The 21,408-nt window shown below is 41.1% G+C and carries 21 protein-coding genes and 1 pseudogene; 13 read left to right on the top strand and 9 right to left on the bottom strand.

What is annotated here, in order from left to right; all coding sequences use genetic code 11:
- Positions 1-16 precede the first annotated feature (16 nt).
- The 5 genes from VM932_RS08250 (at position 17) to VM932_RS08230 (ending at position 5,113) form a co-directional block, all read left to right on the top strand.
- Positions 17-343 (top strand): nucleotide pyrophosphohydrolase, encoded by a 327-nt coding sequence (locus tag VM932_RS08250; RefSeq protein WP_326278332.1) that lies wholly within the window; start codon positions 17-19, stop codon positions 341-343.
- Between the two features lie 69 nt (positions 344-412).
- Positions 413-1,642: a 3-phosphoshikimate 1-carboxyvinyltransferase gene (locus VM932_RS08245; RefSeq protein WP_326278331.1), complete on the top strand. Its 1,230-nt coding sequence runs from the start codon at positions 413-415 to the stop codon at positions 1,640-1,642.
- 85 nt (positions 1,643-1,727) lie between these two features.
- A complete protein-coding gene (gene queA / locus VM932_RS08240; RefSeq protein WP_326278330.1) occupies positions 1,728-2,777 on the top strand; it encodes a tRNA preQ1(34) S-adenosylmethionine ribosyltransferase-isomerase QueA in 1,050 nt (349 codons plus the stop codon).
- A gap of 74 nt (positions 2,778-2,851) precedes the next feature.
- On the top strand, positions 2,852-3,892 hold the full coding sequence (gene rlmN / locus VM932_RS08235) for a dual-specificity RNA methyltransferase RlmN (protein WP_326278328.1): 1,041 nt from the start codon (positions 2,852-2,854) through the stop codon (positions 3,890-3,892).
- A 246-nt stretch (positions 3,893-4,138) separates the two neighbouring features.
- A complete protein-coding gene (locus VM932_RS08230; protein ID WP_326278327.1) occupies positions 4,139-5,113 on the top strand; it encodes a polyprenyl synthetase family protein in 975 nt (324 codons plus the stop codon).
- Between the two features lie 61 nt (positions 5,114-5,174).
- Here the strand turns inward: VM932_RS08230 and VM932_RS08225 are convergent.
- A pseudogene (locus tag VM932_RS08225) lies at positions 5,175-5,331 on the bottom strand (IS1595 family transposase); the annotation flags it as partial.
- Positions 5,332-5,734: 403 nt separating this feature from the next.
- On the opposite strand from VM932_RS08225, the gene VM932_RS16755 reads away from it, so the two are divergent.
- Positions 5,735-5,917 (top strand): helix-turn-helix domain-containing protein, encoded by a 183-nt coding sequence (locus VM932_RS16755; protein ID WP_428979726.1) that lies wholly within the window; start codon positions 5,735-5,737, stop codon positions 5,915-5,917.
- 49 nt (positions 5,918-5,966) lie between these two features.
- Here the strand turns inward: VM932_RS16755 and VM932_RS08220 are convergent, their stop codons facing one another.
- Positions 5,967-6,527, bottom strand: coding sequence for a hypothetical protein (locus VM932_RS08220; protein WP_326278325.1), 561 nt, complete (start codon positions 6,525-6,527; stop codon positions 5,967-5,969).
- A gap of 189 nt (positions 6,528-6,716) precedes the next feature.
- A complete protein-coding gene (locus tag VM932_RS08215) occupies positions 6,717-8,477 on the bottom strand; it encodes a transcriptional regulator (protein WP_326278324.1) in 1,761 nt (586 codons plus the stop codon).
- A 287-nt stretch (positions 8,478-8,764) separates the two neighbouring features.
- On the opposite strand from VM932_RS08215, the gene VM932_RS08210 reads away from it, so the two are divergent.
- The 3 genes from VM932_RS08210 (at position 8,765) to VM932_RS08200 (ending at position 11,227) form a co-directional block, all read left to right on the top strand.
- Entirely contained in the window at positions 8,765-9,340 is a 576-nt protein-coding gene (locus VM932_RS08210; protein WP_326278322.1) for an RNA polymerase sigma factor, read from the top strand.
- A 5-nt stretch (positions 9,341-9,345) separates the two neighbouring features.
- Positions 9,346-10,071, top strand: a complete 726-nt coding sequence (locus VM932_RS08205) for a hypothetical protein (RefSeq protein WP_326278321.1) — start codon at positions 9,346-9,348, stop codon at positions 10,069-10,071.
- 85 nt (positions 10,072-10,156) lie between these two features.
- Positions 10,157-11,227: a coiled-coil domain-containing protein gene (locus VM932_RS08200; protein ID WP_326278320.1), complete on the top strand. Its 1,071-nt coding sequence runs from the start codon at positions 10,157-10,159 to the stop codon at positions 11,225-11,227.
- Between the two features lie 70 nt (positions 11,228-11,297).
- Here VM932_RS08200 and VM932_RS08195 read toward each other — a convergent pair whose 3' ends face one another.
- Positions 11,298-11,540 (bottom strand): zinc-ribbon domain-containing protein, encoded by a 243-nt coding sequence (locus tag VM932_RS08195; protein ID WP_326278319.1) that lies wholly within the window; start codon positions 11,538-11,540, stop codon positions 11,298-11,300.
- Between the two features lie 107 nt (positions 11,541-11,647).
- Between VM932_RS08195 and VM932_RS08190 the strand changes: the two genes are divergently transcribed.
- Positions 11,648-12,277, top strand: a complete 630-nt coding sequence (locus tag VM932_RS08190; RefSeq protein ID WP_326278317.1) for a 2OG-Fe(II) oxygenase — start codon at positions 11,648-11,650, stop codon at positions 12,275-12,277.
- On the opposite strand, the gene VM932_RS08185 is transcribed toward VM932_RS08190, so the two are convergent.
- A complete protein-coding gene (locus VM932_RS08185) occupies positions 12,278-12,586 on the bottom strand; it encodes a phosphoribosylpyrophosphate synthetase (protein WP_326278316.1) in 309 nt (102 codons plus the stop codon).
- A 308-nt stretch (positions 12,587-12,894) separates the two neighbouring features.
- On the bottom strand, positions 12,895-14,670 hold the full coding sequence (locus VM932_RS08180) for a Xaa-Pro dipeptidyl-peptidase (protein WP_326278378.1): 1,776 nt from the start codon (positions 14,668-14,670) through the stop codon (positions 12,895-12,897).
- 266 nt (positions 14,671-14,936) lie between these two features.
- Between VM932_RS08180 and dnaG the strand changes: the two genes are divergently transcribed.
- The gene (dnaG, locus tag VM932_RS08175) at positions 14,937-16,910 is read left to right on the top strand and encodes a DNA primase (RefSeq protein WP_326278314.1); all 1,974 of its coding nucleotides are present in this window, start codon (positions 14,937-14,939) and stop codon (positions 16,908-16,910) included.
- A gap of 67 nt (positions 16,911-16,977) precedes the next feature.
- Here the strand turns inward: dnaG and VM932_RS08170 are convergent, their stop codons facing one another.
- Entirely contained in the window at positions 16,978-17,607 is a 630-nt protein-coding gene (locus VM932_RS08170; protein ID WP_326278313.1) for a response regulator transcription factor, read from the bottom strand.
- Positions 17,608-17,765: 158 nt separating this feature from the next.
- A complete protein-coding gene (gene nadE / locus VM932_RS08165; RefSeq protein WP_326278311.1) occupies positions 17,766-18,554 on the bottom strand; it encodes an NAD(+) synthase in 789 nt (262 codons plus the stop codon).
- A 66-nt stretch (positions 18,555-18,620) separates the two neighbouring features.
- Here nadE and gldB point away from each other — a divergent pair, with 66 nt between their 5' ends.
- Together gldB and gldC are read left to right on the top strand one after the other, a co-directional pair.
- Positions 18,621-19,610, top strand: coding sequence for a gliding motility lipoprotein GldB (gene gldB / locus VM932_RS08160; RefSeq protein ID WP_326278309.1), 990 nt, complete (start codon positions 18,621-18,623; stop codon positions 19,608-19,610).
- Positions 19,611-19,946 (top strand): gliding motility protein GldC, encoded by a 336-nt coding sequence (gene gldC / locus VM932_RS08155; RefSeq protein ID WP_014033322.1) that lies wholly within the window; start codon positions 19,611-19,613, stop codon positions 19,944-19,946.
- A 731-nt stretch (positions 19,947-20,677) separates the two neighbouring features.
- Here gldC and VM932_RS08150 read toward each other — a convergent pair.
- Complete coding sequence (locus VM932_RS08150) at positions 20,678-21,406, bottom strand: pirin family protein (RefSeq protein WP_326278308.1); 729 nt, start codon at positions 21,404-21,406, stop codon at positions 20,678-20,680.
- Positions 21,407-21,408 lie beyond the last annotated feature (2 nt).

Raw genomic sequence — 21,408 nt, 5'->3', positions numbered from 1 at the left:
TCAAAATTGGTTTCAGGTGAACATAGAAAATGCACAACAAGCTGTTGACAAATGGATCAAGAACCATGGGGTACGTTATTTTGACGAACTCACCAATATGGCCCAACTTACCGAGGAGGTAGGCGAGGTGGCGCGAATTATTGCACGGCGTTATGGGGAACAGAGTGAAAAAGAATCCGATAAGGCCAAGGATTTGGGCGAGGAACTGGCCGATGTGGTTTTTGTGGTACTCTGTTTAGCTAATCAAACGGGAATAGACTTGCAGGAAGCCTTTGACAAAAAACTGGACCTTAAGTCCAAACGGGACCATGACCGTCATCAAAATAACAAAAAGCTCAAATAAAGTTGCCTGCTTAAAGGGACATTAGGGCTGTTTTTTCTAGTTTTGACAATTCATTCAAACCCTAACGAATTGAGACTCCAACTTTCTGCACCCGACGATAGAAAAATTCAAAAGGCCATTGCAATAACCGGTTCCAAGAGTGAAACCAATCGGTCTTTGTTGTTGCAGGCCCTTTTTCCAAATATCAAAATAGAGAACCTTTCCAATTCCGACGATGGAGCGGTCATGCAAAAGGGATTGGCCAAATCAACAGGCGAAGTGGATATTCACCACGCTGGTACTGCCATGCGGTTTTTAACCGCCTATTTTGCTTCACAAGAAGGTAAACAAGTGGTGCTTACGGGCTCTCAGCGTATGCAGGAACGTCCCATAAAAGTATTGGTGGAAGCGCTTCAATCACTCGGAGCGGATATTCAATATGAAAAATCAGCGGGATACCCACCCCTTAAAATTACTGGCAGAAAATTGAAAAGGAGCCAAGTTTCCCTTCCGGCCAACATCAGTAGCCAATATATTTCGGCTTTGTTGTTGATAGCGCCCAGTCTGGAAAATGGTTTGGAGCTCGAACTGATCGGCAAAATAACTTCGGTACCCTATATAAAAATGACTTTGGCGCTTTTAGGGCAAATCGGGGTACAGACCGCTTTCGAAGGGAACATGATTAAGGTGTGTCCAAAAGAAAATATAGCGGATACCACCCTGGTCGTGGAATCCGATTGGAGCTCGGCCAGTTACTTTTATAGCATTACGGCCATGTGCGAAGTGGGCACAGAGATTCAATTGTCCTCTTATAAACAAAGCTCTTTGCAGGGCGATAGTGTTTTGGCGGAAATTTATAAAGATTTTGGAGTTGAAACTACGTTTTCGAACAACGCCATCCTTCTTAAAAAAACATCGGATGTCAAGTCAAATCATTTGGAGTATAACCTTTCAAATGCCCCTGATATTGCACAGACCATTGCTGTAACTTGTCTTGGTTTGGGCATTGGCTGCCATCTTACGGGCCTGCACACTTTACCGATCAAGGAAACAGACCGTTTGGCAGCATTACAGACCGAACTTGGCAAGTTTGGAGCCACGGTGGATATAGATTCCGAAAGTTTGACCTTGCAACCGCAATCCAACCTAAAAGGCGAAGTGGCAGTCGACACCTACAACGACCACCGAATGGCAATGGCCTTTGGCCCTTTGGCGCTTAAAGCAGATTTTGTGGTCAATGATGCAGGGGTGGTATCCAAGTCCTACCCCCATTTTTGGAACGACCTAAAAACATTGGGATTTAGCATCTCAAAGATGTAAACCACATTTAATCATCAAATTACTTGACATCCGCTATTGTGAGGTTGTATATTTGCCGTCTTTAAAAAATCGAAAAAAAGTCCACATGAAATTATCAAACTTCAATTTTGAATTGCCTAAGGAACTATTGGCAGAATATCCCGCGGAACACAGGGACGAATCCAAACTGATGGTGGTTCATAGGGATACAGGAAAAATTGAACATAAAATGTTCAAAGATCTAGTTGATTATTTTGATGAAGACGATGTAATGGTATTGAACAATACAAAGGTATTTCCTGCAAGACTTTTTGGAAACAAGGAAAAAACCGGGGCCAGAATCGAAGTTTTCTTGTTGCGGGAGCTAAACCAAGAGCAACGCCTTTGGGACGTATTGGTAGATCCAGCAAGAAAAATACGTATCGGTAACAAACTTTATTTTGGCGAAGATGAGAGCTTGGTGGCCGAGGTTATCGACAACACCACCTCAAGAGGGAGAACATTGCGTTTCCTTTACGATGGTTCGTACACCGATTTTAGAAGAAAACTTAGGGAATTGGGAGAAACTCCACTGCCCAAATATATCAAAAGAGAGGTTACACCTGATGATGAGGAGCGTTACCAAACTATTTACGCAAAGCATGAAGGCGCCGTGGCCGCCCCAACAGCAGGATTGCACTTTTCCAAGCACTTGTTGAAGCGCCTGGAAATCAAGGGGATAGATTTCGCTGAAGTGACGTTGCATGTTGGTTTGGGGACCTTCAACCCAGTTGAGGTTGAAGATTTGTCCAAACACAAAATGGATAGCGAAGAATTGGTGATCGATGAAAAAGCAACCGAGGTCGTAAACAACGCAAAGGCAAACAAAAGAAAAGTGTGCGCTGTGGGTACTACGGTAATGCGTGGATTGGAAAGCGCAGTATCATCCGAGCATACATTGAATACCTTCGAGGGTTGGACCAACAAGTTCATCTTTCCTCCATACGAATTCAGCATAGCAAACTGTATGATCACGAACTTTCACCTGCCTAAATCAACATTGTTGATGATGGTTTCTGCATTCGCAGGTCATGACCTGATCAAAAAAGCTTACAAGCAGGCCATTTTGGAGGGCTACCGCTTTTATTCCTACGGTGATGCCATGTTGATTTTATAAAAGCAAAATTTCATAAAAGAGAAATCCCGTTCGCTTTATGGCCAGCGGGATTTTTTCTTGTTTATCTTTAAGTGGTGGAAATCAAAAAAAAGGACATACGCGCATTGACAAAGGAACAGCTCCGACAGTTTTTTGTCGATCAGGGCGACAAGGCATTTCGTGGTAACCAGGTATATGAATGGTTATGGCAGAAATCGGCCCACGATTTTGATGCCATGACCAATATTTCCAAGGAAACCCGAAGCATGCTGGAGGATAATTTTGTCATCAACCATATTCGGGTAGATCAAATGCAGCGCAGTTCGGACGGAACCATTAAAAATGCCGTTCGCTTGCATGATGGGTTGATTGTCGAATCCGTTTTGATTCCAACGGAAACCCGTACCACTGCCTGTGTTTCCAGTCAGGTTGGCTGTAGTTTGGACTGTAGGTTTTGCGCCACCGCCCGATTGAAGCGTATGCGAAACCTAAATCCCGACGAGATTTATGATCAAGTGGTCGCCATTGACAATGAAAGCCGTTTGTATTTTGACAGACCCTTGAGCAATATTGTTTTTATGGGCATGGGAGAGCCTTTGATGAACTATAACAATGTATTGAAAGCCATTGATAAGATAACCTCGCCCGAGGGATTGGGCATGTCACCCAAGCGGATTGTGGTTTCTACCTCAGGGGTGCCCAAGATCATTAAGAAAATGGCAGACGAAGAGGTGAAGTTCGGCTTGGCGGTTTCACTTCATTCCGCTATTGATGAAGTGCGTACGTCTATAATGCCCTTCAATGCCACATTCCCGTTGAAAGATTTAAGGGAGGCATTGGAATATTGGTACAGCAAGACCAAAAACAAGATAACGTACGAATATGTGGTTTGGAAAGGAATAAACGATACCCAAGAGGCCGTGGATGCCTTGGTGAAGTTTTGCAAATTTGCACCTTCCAAAGTCAATATTATAGAATACAATCCTATTGATGATGGTGAATTTCAGCAAGCATCCAGCAAAGCGGTAGAAATGTACCAAAACACATTGGAGCGAAATGGCATCACGGTCACCGTGCGTAGATCCCGCGGTAAAGATATTGATGCTGCCTGTGGACAATTGGCGAATAAGGGTTAGTTTTTAAGCGGCAAGAGACAAGAGACAGAAAGTAGTGAGCAATTCGTAGTACGCAGTAACCCAATAACCCAATAACCCAATAATCAGGGCAACCAATAACCAAAATAATTCGTTACCCCCTAAACCACGAACCCTGCAAATCAACGATACTTTTAGGGCTGTATCTTAAAACTTGGATTTCATTCCGACAACTCTTGCATTTTCCCTACTTTTAGACATTCAAAACCAAACACCACACCTGTTACGTTGAAAGTCGTTTCGCAGATAAGGGAACCTATAGAAAATGAGATGCAGCTTTTTGAGGAAAAATTCCTCAAATCCATGTCTTCCAAAGTCGCATTGTTCAATAGGATTACCTACTACATAGTAAATAGAAAGGGCAAGCAGATGCGGCCCATGTTCGTATTTTTAACCGCCAAATTGTTGAACGGCGAGGTCAATGAGCGCACCTACACCGGAGCCTCCATTATTGAGTTGATACATACCGCGAGCCTGGTGCACGACGATGTGGTGGACGATAGTAACAAGCGAAGGGGTTTTTTCTCCATCAATGCCTTGTGGAAGAACAAAATTGCCGTTTTGGTAGGTGATTTTCTTTTCTCCAAAGGACTGTTGGTTTCCTTGGAAAATAAGAATTACGACTTGCTCCATATTATTTCCAACGCGGTTAGGGATATGAGCGAAGGGGAATTATTACAGATAGAGAAAGCACGGCTTTTAGATATTACTGAGGATGTTTACTACGACATCATCCGTCAAAAAACTGCAACCTTGATTGCGGCTTGTTGCAGTATGGGCGCTTGTTCCGTTCGACCCGATTCAGAAGAAGTGGAAACTTTCAGGAAGTTCGGTGAGCTTTGCGGAATGGCCTTTCAAATCAAAGATGACCTTTTTGACTATGGTGCAGAGAAAATCGGTAAACCTACGGGAATCGATATCAAAGAACAAAAAATGACCCTTCCCCTGATTTATGCTCTGAACAATAGCGATAAGGAAAAGAAAAAGTGGTTGATCAACTCCATCAAAAAGCACAACAAGAACAAAAAGCGGGTAAAAGAAGTGATTGCCTATGTAAAGGAAAAAGATGGACTTGAATACGCTGTGACCAAAATGTTGGAGTTCAAAGATCAAGCCTTGGCCATTTTGGACAATTATCCCGATTCAGAATACAAAAGTGCCCTCACACTTATGGTCAATTACGTGGTGGACCGAAAAAAATAAAAACTCAAAAACTTGAACATCAAATATATACTGAAAATTTTTTGAATATCCGTTTTCATACCTAAACGCCGGTTATTGCGGCAATAACCATTTTATCAAACAGGCGTTCACCAAAATATCTTCTATTGAGTTTGTACACGAACCCGTTGAGGTATTGTTGAAGGCATTTCCCTTTTATCCTCATGTGATGGTTGCCCAAAAAAATTCCTTTTGGCGTTGTATGTGGGAGCCACATGGTTTTGAAGAACTGGAGGTACCTTGCGAAGTGGCTGTATTTGTTATCGTCCCAAGGTATTTGGCTACTACACGTTTTTTTTGATAGGGATATGGCCTCTGCATTTATGTCTCCTCCAATAGAAATAGATGGACCAAGAAAAGCAGCGAATTTGATGGGGGAAATAAATGGTCTGGCTAGAAAAGTCCAACAAAGGTTTCTAAAAAATATGATGCGGATTGGGTTAAACTATATTTATTTCAACTGTTGCTTTCCCTTATGGAAGAATGGAAGGTTTCTCCTCAAGATTTAAACTATGGATCTAGAGCCTACATCCAAGGAGCCTCGCGATTGATTTTTGAAGAAAAAGGCTGATATCGACCAAAGAGGCTGCCTTGGCCTGACGTATGTCCGTTACGAAGTTCACAGCATTGTTCAAAGATTTAATGGGTTCAACTTTTTCAGAATTTGCTTTGCAATATCGGGTAAAAGGCGCCTCTTTTCAGCTGAAAACCTCCAACCTAACTCTAGAGACCGTGGCTGTAAACTGGGGATATGCCGATGCAAGCCACCTTCATGAATATGTATAGGAATCTTAAAATTTAAAAAGGTAAAACATTAACAGAACCCATGATGGATTTACATTCCAGTGGAACGCGTGTCCATTTTTACCGGATTGTACAGCGTACGTTTTATCATCTTCGATTTATTTCCTTTTTTCAAGACAAAACTGTAGGTAAAACGAGTGGCTTTATTCTTAGTATACTCGATTATACAATCACTGTTATTAAATGACCAGCCTGGATAAGTTTTAGCGATTTCGCTTCCAAGACTGTATGGGACCCGTACACCTTCATAATACTCTTCAGACTCAAGAATAGTACCGTCATGGGCGTAAATGGCCTTAATATAATTGGCGCCCGATTCAAAAACTACGGTATAGGTAATATGTTTATTTATGCTATAAATGCGATTTTCGGTAATATCATAGTCTGCCGCAACATTTTGTAAACGCTTTATGCCTAAGGCCAAAGTTGGTGCGACGCCATTCCTTGAATTTAGATACTGCTCATTCTGAATTTTAGAGGATCTAGATGTATGGACATTCACTTTGTTTGTCGTATTCATAGCCAAGTTTTCCTGTGCAATTGTAAGGTTGGCTAAGCCTACAATAAAAAGAACAAATATCAGATTTTTCATTTTGAGAGGTTTTTAAATTAAATGGATTGAATCTTTTCGACTGGTAAAGCGCAACAAAGTAGGATAGCTCTAAGGTATTGGATAAAACTTGCTCAGCCATCAATTTGGCATAGACTACCAATCAACAGGGTATAGACAATCAATAGACAAATCAGCTGTTTCAACTGTAACGGCAAGAAAATCAGTATTTTATAAACCCTGAATAAAAAGGTCTAAATCAGTGTTTTCGGAGAGATTCAACTTTTTTCTTAAGCGATAACGACTTGTGTTTAAGGAAGCCAGAGTGATGTTTTGAAGCGAAGCAATGCTTCGACTCTCAATTTTTAAACGAATTAAAGAGCAAAGACGTATCTCATTTTTACTCAAATCAGGATAGTTTTGCGTGAGCTTACTGTAAAATGTATTACTCAGTTTGTCCAAGCGATCAAAAAATTCCCGGGTGTCCGTATCAACGCTAATTTTATTCGCTATCGTATGGTCTAGTTCTTCTATCAAAGCTTCCCGTTCCTTGCCGTCTGCTTGCTTAATAGAACTTAATTGATTGGCCAATGCCTTGGCCCAATCCTGATCTTGCGTCAATCTAATGGCAAAATCCGAAAGGTCCCGTTCCCTGGATTTAATTTCGGTATTGAGCTGTTCTACCTTTAAGGCTGTATTTTCAAACTTTTGTTCAGTTAATAATTGCTTGTTCTTGGCGTTGACCAAATGTTGACGCCGGTTTAAGTAAAGCACGATTAACAAAATGATAAAAACGGAAGATAGTACCCCTGAAAACCAAAGTCTGGTGCGTTGACTTTTTATCTTGTTTTCTTTTTGAATACGGTCTATTTTAAAATTAATTGCTATTCTATCAACAATAGCATCATTGAGCTCGGTCTGCCATTTTTCATCCGCAATTTTTGCAATCAACTGAAGGCTATCTGCATATGCATTAATTTGTTGTGATGTAGCATAAGCTTCAGGAATCTTATTCTGTTGTTTCAGTAAAAACTCCTTAGCTTCTAAATACTCTAATTTGGAATTAGAATCCAAACTATTCTTTTCCTCATGTGAAACAACAATTGCTTCCAGTTCCTTAAAAGTGCGTTGCGCTGCTGCCAAACGATTTAAATATGCGTTCGTAATGGTGAGTTGAGCACCAGCACTTATTAACCTTGGTATGTCTTTAGTGTGGGTTTTCTCATTAATGGCAGTTTTAAAAAACTCAAAATTTGTAGCATACAAAGGTTGTGCCTTTAGGTAATCCCCAAGTTCTGTATGAATATCTGCAATATTATCTCGAATGCTTCCTATTAAAGTATGATTGGGATATGATGCTTTTGTAATAGTATAGGCTTTCTGAAAATAGTGCATGGCAGAATCCAAATCTTTCTTGTGCCAATAAAAAAAGAGGCCATAGTTATTTAAGGCCGAAGGGTAATAAATGAAATCTAGTGACTTGGTATATTCTAAATTTTTTTTATGCTGAATTGCAGCACTGTCTAATTCGTTTAGTTCAGCATAATTTTGAGCAAGTATACTGCGAGCATAAGTTAACATTTCTATATAAACATCGCGTTCCTTTTCAGTTAGGTTGCCTTCTTGTGCTCGGTAATGTTTAAAAAAATTAAGGTATGATTTTATGGACTCCTTCGGAAATCCAACTTCCATAAACCAATTACCCGAGTGCAAATAACTGTCTAAAACAAAGCTATGATGCCCATCAATATACTTTAGTAAATCTAAACGTTTGTAATGAAGCGACAAGTAGTTCTGCAGTTGGGATTCAGAAAAAGATGAGCGCCTATACGTTTTAATGTCATCCTCTGGAAAATCAACGGCTATGGAGTCGCTTATCTTTTGAAATTCTGTAAATGCCTTCTCACTATTAAGTAATGCGTTTTGCGGCCACAGTTGAAACGCAGTCAAAAAAAACATTAAACATATACTCAAATAAGAAGGTTTTATCATTCGATAAAAATAGTATACAAGTACTAAAGGTATCAATTTTGTGGCGTTTATAAAAGTAAGCCTCCCTCTACGCGATACCGCTGTTCCTTAAAATGTTGCCTACAGGTCTGTTTATCCCCGAAATGTGCGGTAAAAGTGAATTTGTTCAAATTATCCTTTGCTTGTTTCATGGTATAAGGTACTGCTATTGGGTGTTATTACGGATATTCAAAAAAAATTTATATTCAGGCAACCCTTCATGAATTTATCCCGTCTATTAAAATAGAAGCACTTTTATAAACCAAACTTTGAAGATCATCGCGTTACATTGCAACGAAAAACAATTGATCAAAAAATCAATCAAAGGAGACCAACAGGCTCAAAAGTTGCTGTACGATAAGTTTTCGCCCAAAATGTTGGGTGTTTGCAGGCAATACATCAAAGACCTTCATTTTGCTGAGGATGTGATGGTCAATGGATTTGTAAAGGTTTTTAATCACCTAAGTTCCTTTGAAAACAAAGGAAGCTTTGAGGGTTGGATTAGAACCATAATGGTAAGGGAAAGCATTTCTTATCTGCGCAAAAGACAATTTGTGGTTTATGATGATGATGCCGTGGAAGCGAACGGAGAGGTTTCATCTGGAAATGATGATCTCTTGGATTTGGAATATGTGCAATACCTTATTGATGAATTACCAGAAGGCTACAAGGCAGTGTTTTTGCTTTACGCCATAGAAGGTTACGGACACAAGGAGATTGCGGGGCTATTGGAAATATCCGAAGGAACCTCAAAATCGCAATTGTTCAAAGCCAGAAAGATGCTTCAAGAGAATTTAAGTTTAAACGGAATGTCGCCCAAATCAAAATCGGCGAATAAAAAATAGCGGGTATGGATAAATTGGAAAAACATATCAAGGAGAAGTTGGAGGAGCGAACCATTGCCCCATCAGCGAATGCTTGGGAGAAAATCGCTTCGCAAGTTAAGGAGCCATCACCAAGAAAAAAGAATACTTGGTTCCCGTACGCCATAGCGGCAAGTGTTGTGGGTATTGTATTGGTGTCCATCTTCTTTTTTGCCAAGGATAATCCTAAAGTGGAACACATACAGATTGTGGAGACCGATACCAAAACGGAGATTGAAATCGAGCCAAAGGATAAAGTTGTCAAAGAACTTGTACAGGAGGAACAAACTGAGGTTGTGGAGACAGGGCTTGAATCGGTTACGCCCAAAAAAAAGGAAAAATTTAGTCCAAAAGAGTCGATTTCCAATGCAGTAGTTGCTGAACAGGAAGTAAAACAGCCATTGCGGGACGAGGTCATAATAAACTCAAACAAATTAATTGCGCAAAAAGTAGAGCAAGTAGTGGCACAAGTGAAACTTATGGAAACTGCACAGCGAGATGTTTCCGATGCGGAAGTGGATTCACTTTTACGTGCGGCACAGCGACAGATTTTGACCGATAAGTTATTTTCTGAAAGTGGTTCTGTGGATGCAATGTCCCTGTTGGCCGAGGTCGAGGATGAGTTGGACGAATCGTTCCGGGACCAAATCTTTGATGCTTTAAAATCAGGTTACCTAAAACTACGTACCGCGGTGGCAGACCGAAATCAATAAAATTATTCATCAATCAAAACAAACCTTCTAAAACTTCCTGTCCAAAACGGGCGGGAAGGAGGGAGGTTTATAATCCAAAACAATCATGAAAACAATTACATTTTATTCAGCAGTGTTATTCTTTTTCTTAGTTTCCCATATAGCATTCGGGCAGGAGGACTATCAAAAGAAAATTGAGGCGTTGAAAATTGAAAAGCAACGCATCATAGAACAGGAGAAAGACGCCCTTAAGTTCGAGGTCAGGGATATTAATCAGCGATTGGAAGATGGTGATATTTCGGAAAGCGAAGCCAAAACCTTAAAAGAGGAAGTTGCCAAACGGCGCGCTTTGAATATTGAGAACCGAGTTGCCATTGTCGAGAACAAAATCGCTTGGTTGGAACGCAATGAGGGTGAGGTGCTCATGTTGACCGAGTTGGATACCTTAGAGGGAGACAGAGTGCGTATAGGACTGCTTATTGATGGTAAACCTGCCGTTACCTTTAATTCCAAAAGATGGAAAAGAGAAATAAAATATGACAGACGCACCTACTCTGATTTTGTAATGGCCATTGGTCTGAACAATGCATTGATCGAGGGGCAATCGTTGAATGACTCGCCCTATAAATTTGGGGGAAGCCGTTTTTTTGAAATGGGTTGGCAATGGCGGACCAGGGTTTTTAAAAACTCTAATTGGCTACGTTTTAATTACGGATTTTCATTTCAGTTTAATGGTTTAAAGCCAGATGGGAACCGGATTTTTGTTCAAGAAGGTGACCAAACCGTTTTGGAAGAGTTTGAATACGATTTGGATAAATCTAAATTTAGAATGGACAATCTTGTATTTCCAGTACATTTTGAAATCGGCCCATCTCGCCTAAAGAAAACAGAACGAACCATGCGTTACTCCATACGTGATCAGTTTAGGTTAGGTTTTGGTGGTTATGGTGGCTTTAGCTTGGGAACCCGTCAGAAATTAAAATATAATAGGGATGGTGAAAATGTAAAGGACAAACTTAAAAGGGATTACAACAGCAGTGACCTGATTTATGGTGTGAGTGGATATATGGGATTTGATGGGGTACTACTTTATTTGAAATATGACCTGAATCCGATCTTTAAAGATGCGGATATAAAGCAGAACAATATATCATTAGGCCTTCGGTTCGATATTTAACCATTTTGAATCTTGAAAACTAGAGGCTGTCCGAAATAACGGGAATCGACATTTTGTCACAGTCTCTTTTTTATGAAGACAAGGCCCGTTCCATTTCTGGGGTAAACTCCTCTTTGTAGTACACTTTTTTGCAATGCGAACATTCCGCGTACGCCACATTGTTGATGGTAAAGAGCGGAATCCAGAACAAATGTGCATAGTTGGGCTGCGCCACCACTGTTAAAGTTCCGGTTTGGTGACAATAGGGACAGTTAACGTTTGGAAGCGCTTTGGTTTCCTTTTTGCCTGGCCTTGTTCCGAAAAAGAGTATCATTTAAAACTTGTGTTAATCGTATTCAAAGTTAGAACTTTCCAATAGGAATGAATAAAAATGATTTTCGTTTTTAAATATTTTCTACATTCGCCCACATTTATGAAACATTGAACGCCTATCATAGCTTGGAGGATTGGTTATCCTGGATGGATGACATCTCCAGTAAGGATTATGTGATTATCGACCATTTTTTGCAGGACGAATTGTATGCCGAGATTAAATCTTTTTTTCTTGGTAAGCTCCCCAATTTCAAGGAAGCGGGTATAGGCGCCCATTCCGATAATCAAATCGATACCAGAATACGTGGAGATTTTACGTACTGGTTGGACAGGGAAGGAGATGCCCAATTGCAAGCGTATTGGAATCTATTGGATGAGACCATGCATATCTTTAACCGGTATTGCTATCTCAGTTTGTCGGGATATGAATTCCATTTGGCCCATTACCCATCGGGCGGCCATTATGATAAACATTTAGATCAGTTCGAGAATAGGAACAACCGTATGATTTCCATGATCATTTATTTAAATGATGATTGGAAACCTGGGGATGGTGGCGAATTGGAAATTTTCGAAAAAGACGGAACAAGTTTCTTGGTAGAGCCCTTGGCTGCTCGTTGCGTGCTATTCAAAAGTGCTGTGGTGCCCCACGCTGTATTAAAAGCCCATAAAAATAGGTTTAGCCTAACTGGCTGGTTGTTATATCAACCTTCATCAGTAGGAAAACTATCAGTATAATCAATCTGTTTTGTACGGAATCTGTTTGATAAGTTCATCATTTTGCCCCGACGAAGCACTATAGGACATTACCATGGTCCCTTTTGTGCCGTCGTTGGCCTCAATGGTAAATACAGTGGATTGATCGCCCGGGTTCGTAATGCCTTCAAAACGGTAAGAATCGATGATTTTCAAATCGTCAGGTTGGTATTCCTTTTTGGAGTATAATGCTTTAATACAATTTTCCATTGCTTCAAAATCTTCTTTGTACCCTTCTTGGGTCAATGTATTTACCGCCTCGGAAAGCGTGTCGAAACTATGTTTGTTCATGTGTGTGGATTATGTTTTAAACGTTTAATTGTTTTTGTCATATTGTATTTGCCGATAGGGATGTGCTATCAATAAATACAATCTCAAAATTCTTCGTGGATGGAAAGTCTTCAACACTATTTCCTATAACCATTTAATGGTTTTCTGTTTGAAGAACATTTTCCATAAACCTCGATATTTTCGGTCTGGTGTTCTATTGTGACATAAATTATCAAAATTTTTATGTCTTCAGGATGAATGTCATGCTATCCTAATCATAGTATATATGATAAACTACATAATTTTGGTCAATTATACCCGATTTTGAATCAGAATTTACCTCCCACCACAGGCAATGTAAGTTCAGTACCATCCAAATCCACAGTGAGCTCCGTTCCCGGTTCGGGCCAAAGCGTGAACTCTTTATCACTTGAAAAAATCATCAACCCAATTTGTTGGCCTTTGGGAATGATTTGGTCATCCGGCATCAATTCAAATTCCATTTCGTAAAATGTATCGGGAACCAAAGGCTTACTCTTCGTTAATGAACTATGGTTTTGTGGGTCGGCCCATCCCCGTGTAATAATGTTATCCGTGATTTTGGTGTTGAAGCCATCGTTCCAAGGCAAGGATACCAACCAAACCGATAAATTGGCGGCGGGTTTGTTGCTGGCCAATTTAATCTTGATTTTAGGCACTCCGGAAATATGTACATCCTCTGTTAAAGGTGCCGTAACATACAGCAATCTATGTTTCGTGGTTTCCGCTTGTGCCAAACTGGAACCGGAAAAGGAGTAATTGTCAACCAAGGTTTCAGTTCCTTGCTTTTTGGGTTTACTGGTGGTTAGCTGTCCTTTTTCAGGGGCTCCCTTGGTTAAGAACAATTGTATGTCCTTAGCCTCTGGGTTGGGATAATCCCTATATGGGGTTGGCTCGTCTTTTTTATCATTTTCGCGAACGATCCATGCCTTGGGCTCCTTTTCCACACCATTTTCAATGCCATACAGGTAACGTGTGAACCACCGGTTCATCATGGAAATTGGAGGTGGTCCGCCGTGCCCGTTTTGGTGGTAATAAATCTGAACGGGCAACCCCATTTCTTTAGCTTTCTTATAGATTCGGTAGCTATGCTCTGGCATTACGTTCCAATCGTTGAATCCATGTGACATCAAAAGCGCCGCTTTCATCGGTTCCATATCGTTCAGATAGTCCCGTTTGGCCCAAAATTCGTTGTAGTCTCCCGTAATGCGGTCCTGTCCATTTTTCATTTCGGTATCACGTATCACTTTGTTGTTTCTTGCTCTTTTGGACTCATCACCACTATGGATAAAATCGTATAGCACATCAATGTCCTCACCTAGATAACCACCGGGAGAACGTACCAATCCATTGGAGCGGTAATAATGATAATACGAAGTATTGGGCGCAATGGGGATAATGGCTTCCAGACCTTCAACCCCGGTTGTGGCCGCAGCTAGGGGGATGGTTCCGTTGTAAGAGGTTCCCGTCATGCCCACTTTTCCCGTGGACCAATAGGCCTTTACTTCTTTACCGCCATCCCGCTCGGTATAGCCTTTTGCTCTTCCATTGAGCCAATCTATCACTGCTTTGGGGGCCAGGGATTCGTTGTCGCCGCCCACGGTCGGCGCTCCATCGGAAAGCCCGGTGCCCGGAGAAGAGGAGTGGACTACAATATAGCCTCTTGGTACCCACGTCCTTACTTGAGAGTTCGAAATTATGGGGCGCTCTGCTATACGCGTTACGTTCGGGTGTTTACGGGGCTCCCCAGATTTACCGAGTTCGTGCTTCACATCCCAAAAAATGTCTTTGTCCATGCCAGCGGTACCTGCATAGTACGGACTGGATTCATAAATAACAGGAAGTTTCAGGTTTTCGGAGTCCGTTTGTTCCGGGCGTGTCACATCCACATGCATACGATCTAGTTTACCGTCACCATCCGAATCAAAAGTCGTTTCTACCCAAAGATCATGACGTATCCATCTACTTGGATCTGAAAAAGCTTCTACTACTTGGGCCTCTCCGTTTTCAAAAATAGGGGATGCCTTTTTTGCTATTTGACCTTGGGCGACCAGCATAGAGGCCATTAAAAATACACTCGGTATCCAAATTTTACGCGATACTCTTTTCATCATACAATCCTTGTTTTAAAAATATTCCCTGTAATTGTGGAATGTGCTTCTAAGATAATAAATCTTAAATAGGGATTTTAATTTCCGATTCACCCAAACTTTGTCTTTATTGTCCAATTATAGGTAAGGAGTGCGTGGCAAGAAATTGTACTTTATCAAAAACTATGGATTTTAAATCAGTAGTGGTTTATTATCTTTAACAGCTATTTTAATAGAACACCTTGATTTCAAAAACCACCATAGACCAAGTATATGAAACCGCCCGTTTGGAGGAGGTGATCGGTGATTTTGTGCAATTGAAGAAATCCGGTTCCAATTTTAAGGGGCTTAGCCCATTTACCGATGAACGCACTCCTAGCTTCATGGTTTCGCCCGTAAAGCAAATCTGGAAGGATTTTAGTAGCGGAAAAGGGGGCAATGTGGTGGCTTTTTTAATGGAGCACGAGCACTTTACTTACCCCGAGGCCATTAAATATTTGGCGAAAAAGTACAATATTGAAGTAGAGGAAACCGAGCAGACAGATGAGCAAAAAGAGCAGGCCAATGAGCGGGAAAGCATGTATTTGGTCTCTGAGTACGCCCAAAAGTATTTTACGGAAAAACTATGGAACAGTGAACCTGGCAAAGCCATTGGTCTCACCTATTTTAAGGAACGTGGATTTACCGATGAGACCATAAAACGATTTGGACTGGGGTATTGTTTGGACGAGTGGGAAGCCTTTACAAAAGAGGCATTGGGCAAAGGTTATAAATTGGAGTTTTTGGAGAAAACCGGTCTTACCATTGTTAAGGAAAAAGCTGGTGGCGAAAATCGAACGTTCGATAGATTTAAGGGAAGGGTTATGTTTCCCATACATTCCATGAGTGGCCGGGTGCTTGGATTTGGTGGACGAATATTGACCAACGACAAAAAGGCGGCCAAATATTTAAACTCGCCCGAAAGCGAGATTTACCATAAGAGCAAGGTGCTTTATGGTATCTATTCTGCAAAGCAGGCCATTGCCAAGGAGGATAATTGTTTTTTGGTGGAAGGTTATACCGATGTTATTCAGATGTACCAGCGGGGAGTGGAAAATATCGTGTCATCCAGTGGAACGGCATTGACCCCAGAGCAGATTCGACTCATTAATAGGCTCACCAAAAATATTACGGTTTTGTTCGATGGGGATGCGGCAGGATTGCGTGCATCGCTCCGTGGTATCGACCTCATTTTGGAACAGGGCATGAATGTTAAGATCTGTACCTTTCCCGAAGGTGAAGATCCGGATAGTTTTGCCAAAAACAATACCTACGAGGATATAGTGCTTTATCTTCAAGGGAATTCCAAAGACTTTATCCAGTTCAAGACTTCTTTATTGGCTAAAGAGGCAGCCAATGACCCCATAAAAAGAGCTGATACGGTCAGGGATATCGTAAATAGCATCAGTAAGATTCCCGATCGTATCCGTCAAGAAATATATGTTCAGGAATGTGCAAAGATCATGCAGATTTCTGAAGATGTACTCTACAATACCTTGGCTCAGATTGATAAAAAACATCATACGGAAGCTTCTAAAAAAGTAAGGAAAGAACAAAAGGCCTTCGAAGTTGTCAAGAACGATGCCGTGGTGGAAAGGGTGGATGTTCAATATGAGTTGGAGCGCAAGATCATCGAAGTTCTTTTGTTATACGGGGACCAAAAACAAGAATTTGAGGATCTAGTGCTCAAAGAAAATGATGAAGGCGAATTGGTGCTCGAACCTGAGGTTGTGGAGGCGAAGGTGTATGAAAAGGTATATTTGGATCTTCAGGATGATGAAATCGAACTGACCAATGAGCAATTCAAGACCATTTATTATAAGTTGATCGAAAAACTTAACGAAGATGCTGATTTTTCGATAAGTACATTTTTATCCGATCTGGACCAAGAAACCGTTTCGCAGGTGTCGTCCATTTTAATGGAAGAAGAACAGTATGTGTTGCATGATTGGGAGCGGAGGGATATATACCCAAAAGAGAAAAAAATAGGTGTGGCCCAATTGGTGGGTGAGACCATTCTTACCCTACGCTGCAATTTGATAAAAAACCGAATCGAAAAACTCAAGGAGAGAACCCAGGACAACCAGGGCGACAATACGGAGGTTTTGGAAGAGATAATGAATTATCTTCAACTCAACAAATTGCTCAACGCCAAATTAAACCGCGTGCTTTCCTAAAATATAAAACCCCCTTCAATTTAAATTGAAAGGGGGTTTCCACAATAGTTGGTTTGGTTGGGTATTCCTAATATAGTTCCAAGGCTTTTGCCTGTTGTAGCAAGTCCACCAAATTATCCACGTTCAACTTCTTCATCAAGCGGGCTTTGTATGTACTTACTGTTTTTTCGTTCAAGTTTAATCCTTCGGCAACTTCTTTGTTCCTTTTTCCACTGGCCAATAGTTTGAGTACCTCGACCTCTCTGGAAGAGAGTTTTCTAAAGAATCTTCTGGGTTTTTGGGTGCCTTCGTCAAAAGCAAGGCGTTGTGCAAGCTCGTTTGTAATAAACATGTTTCCTTCGCTGACCTTTTTAACCGCGGAAATAATGTATTCCAAATCAGCGGTTTTGGATAAGTAACCAAATGCACCTGCACGAATGGTGCTGAGCGCGTAAACATCCTCTGACTGTCCGCTGTACATTAAAGTTTTAATGTCCGGATAGTCCACTTTCATTTTTCTAAGGGTGGCAATTCCATTGATCTCTGGAATGTCCATCTCTAAAATAACTACATCGGGGGTTATGGTTTTCAATGTATTAAAAAGCTCTTTGGTAGTTGAAACATCAGCAATAACTTCAATATCTGAACTTGATTCAAGTACCTGTCTAATACCAAGCCTAACAATAGGATGGTTGTCAGCTATCAATACTTTTATCATTTTTTTAGGTTTAATTTAATAAATGGTTAGTGGCTAAATACTTACAATGCATAGCGAGCAAGATAAGAATTTAATAACGTAAAATTCTACTTTTTTTCTTAAAACCATAGTTTTTTCGGGGTTTTTTCGTTTTCAACTGGGTTTTTACGGGTGAACAGTCATTTTAACACACTGGGAATCTCACAAATAGGTATGGGGGCCATCTTGTGTTTGTTGGCGGTATTGTACTTTTTATAGATAGTAAACACCTCTTTTTCCCTACCTGAGAAATCATTGGCAGTTTTACCTTGCTCATCCATTTGCATGGCCCATTCCAATTCTGGGTAAGAAGCCCCGATTTGGTCCTCATCGGTTCGGCTATCGCCCCAAAGCCCATCGGTTGGTGCGGCTTCCATAATATCCTGGTTTACTCCGAGCGCCCTTCCAAGTTCGTAAACCTCTGTTTTGACCAAGTCGGCAATTGGGCTAAGGTCAACACCGCCATCACCATATTTGGTGTAGAAGCCAACACCGAAATCCTCCACTTTGTTTCCAGTGCCAGCAACCAAATACCCTTCGAGGGCCGCAAAATAGTAGAGAGTGGTCATACGCAACCTGGCCCTTGTATTGGCAAGGGACATAAAACGATCTTCTTCTTTCTCCACTTTTGGGAATGCATCCACTAAGCTATCGAATACAGGCGTTAGGTTAACGGGCTGTCTGGAGACATTCGGGAATTTTTTGATCAACCAATCAATGTGCCTGTCTGCACGGGTTACTTGGTTTTTGCCTTGGTGAATTGGCATTTCCAAACATAAAAGGTCCAATCCTGTTTTGGCGCAGAGTGTTGAGGTTACTGCGGAATCAATTCCGCCAGAGACTCCAATTACAAAACCTTTGCATTTTGCGTTTTGGGCATACTCCTTTAGCCAATCAACAATATGGGTTATAACCTTTTCTGTTTGCATATCTTACTATTTAGATTCAATAAATTACCTTTGTGCCCTGTAAATTTAAACCCTGTGCCCTTAAAAATGAAGAGGTTGTTAAAATACTTTGCGATTCCAGTATTTGGAAGTTTTGTTTTGGTGATGGTTTTACTTTTTTCATCATGTGGGGAAACGGACAAGACAGAGGAAGAAATTGACAAGGTCGCCATTGATTTACGGATTTCAAGGTTTGATCAAGAATTTGCCAAGGCAACTGCGAACGATATTCCCAAATTAAAGGCCGAGTACCCTTATTTGTTCCCAGAGCAGTTCCCAGATAGCGTTTGGGCGGCCAAACTAACGGATACCCTTCAAGTGGAACTTTCAAATGAGGTAGCCAAAACTTTTGGCAATTTTGAACAGGAATCCAAGGATTTGGAATCGCTTTTTAAGCATATTGAATATTATTTTCCGGAAACCGAAACACCCCATGTGGTAACACTTACTTCCGATGTTAGCTATGACAGCCGGGTTATTTTGGCAGATTCCCTTTTGTTGATCGGTCTTGATAACTATTTGGGGGAGGATCATCATTTTTATGAGGGGATCCAAAGGTATATTGCAGCGTCTTTGGACAAAAAGTTCTTAACCTCCGATGTGGCCAGTGCTTTCTCCAAAAAAGTACTGGCTTACCCAAGAAACCGGACCCTGCTTTCCCGTATGGTATATTATGGTAAAGAGCTTTACCTAAAAGATAAATTGATACCCTTGGCCACCGATGCCCAAAAAATTGGATATTCCGAAAAGGAAATGGAATGGGCAAAAGCCAATGAAGAACAAATGTGGAAATATTTTGTGGAGCGCGAACTGCTGTATAGTACCGATACGGAATTGGATAGAAAATTCTTGGACCCGGCCCCCTTCACCAAGTTTGGGTTGGAGCTGGACAATGAATCGCCCCCACGCTTGGGACGATATATGGGGTGGCAAATCGTAAGGGCCTTTATGGAAAAGACGGACACGGACGTAAAGCAAATGTTGAATTTGCCAGCGGATGAAATTTTAAAAGAATCGAATTACAAACCAAAAAGATAAATGGCAGTAGAACATACTTCGGAGATAACCTTGACAGTTGGATTGGATGAGAACCGAGTGCCCGAGGAATTGAAATGGTCGGCACAAGATGGTGGGATTAATGAGGAAGAGGCCAAGGCCATGATGCTGTCCGTGTGGGATAGCAAAAATCAGGAATCCTTAAAAATCGACCTTTGGACCAAAGATATGCCAGTGGACGAAATGAAGGTGTTTTTCCATCAAACCTTGGTGACCATGGCCGATACCTTTTTCAAGGCCACCCAAGATGAAAAAATGACGGCCACCATGAAGGATTTCTGTGATTATTTTGCGGAAAAGCTGGAATTGAAAAAATAGACCGGATCCAAAGGGTCGTTTGTACGGTCAAACTTTGCCTTATCCGCCCCTTTAAGGTTCGACGCACTTTCAATCTTTTGTTTTGTGGGCCGTTGAAGGAACAAACAACATAGTGGAAATACGCCTATAATTAAATAGGTGGGGTTTTGGTTGTTGGCAAAAACAACGATACAAAAAAAGGCACCGCCATCCATTGGTCCATATTTTATAATGGAAGCGGATTGGAATTTCGCCAACTTATCCTTTAATGTTGCGTTTTCGGGCAAGGCTTTAGGATTTTCTTAAAGATAAGGTCTCCCAAAAAAATACTGGCTAATGCAACAACGGGTACTTTGGTAAAAAATATGTCGTTGGAGTTGGAAAAACTTAACTTTGCGTCCTCAGTTTCAACAAAAAAAAGGCGCCAAGTACCACAGGGGCGGCTGCAATTCCCAGATGTAAAATGGACATGGTTTTTAACAAGCCCCCAGGGGTATGGTTATTCATTGTGGTCTTCATGGTAAGTAGGTGTTTAGCAATCCTAAAACACCAATATTCCCATAAAAATTTATTTTGATGGATATTTTTTACTGATTGTCCGAAATCAATTATGATGCACTGTCACTTCGAGCGCAGTCGAGAAGTTATTGGGCTCAATGTGTAAAAATGAGGTCTCGACTGCACTTGATCTGACAAAGCTGAAAATTTATTGTTTTTTGGACAGCCTCGGCAATTTATCTTGGGTCAAAGTTTTAACGACCAACTTTGTCTAGGCTCATCGGAACTTCCATGAGCAATACCCTACTGTTGGTATTTGATTTAAAGTCAAAGGAATCTGTTTCCCAAAGACCAAATCCATCCCTTTTCTGTAATTTTTGCCCATTGATCTCAACTTCGCCTTCCAATACAAAGGCATATACCCCGTTTCCTTCCTTGTTTATTTGGTAGGTGTCCGTAGCGCCTGATTCAAATTTTCCCAAGTGGAACCAAGCATCCTGATGAACCCATACACCTTCATCATCAGGGTTGGGGGAAAGCACTTGGTAAAAGGCATTTTTCTTTTCAATATCCCTTATCGAAATCTGGTCATACCGGGGTTCCACGTTTCTTTTGTTCGGAAAAACCCATATCTGCAGGAATTTTACTTCCTTGTCATTGTTCTTATTGTATTCGCTATGGTGAATCCCCGTTCCAGCACTCATCACCTGAACATCCCCTTCTTTTATGGTGGTGGTATTGCCCATGCTGTCCTTGTGTTCAAGGTCTCCTTCCAAAGGAATGGAGATAATTTCCATATTATCGTGCGGATGCGTTCCAAAACCCCTGCCTGGTGCTACCTGATCATCATTAAGGACACGTAAAACGCCAAAATGCATACGCTCAGGGTCGTTGTAGCCTGCAAAACTAAAAGTATGATGGGAGTTCAGCCAGCCGTGATCAGCATGGCCGCGAGTTGTTGCTTTGTGCAATACAGATTTCATAG

This window comes from Flagellimonas halotolerans (assembly GCF_035818535.1).
GTDB classification, from domain to species: Bacteria; Bacteroidota; Bacteroidia; order Flavobacteriales; family Flavobacteriaceae; genus Flagellimonas; species Flagellimonas halotolerans.
This window is presented reverse-complemented; position numbering and strand designations above follow the sequence as displayed.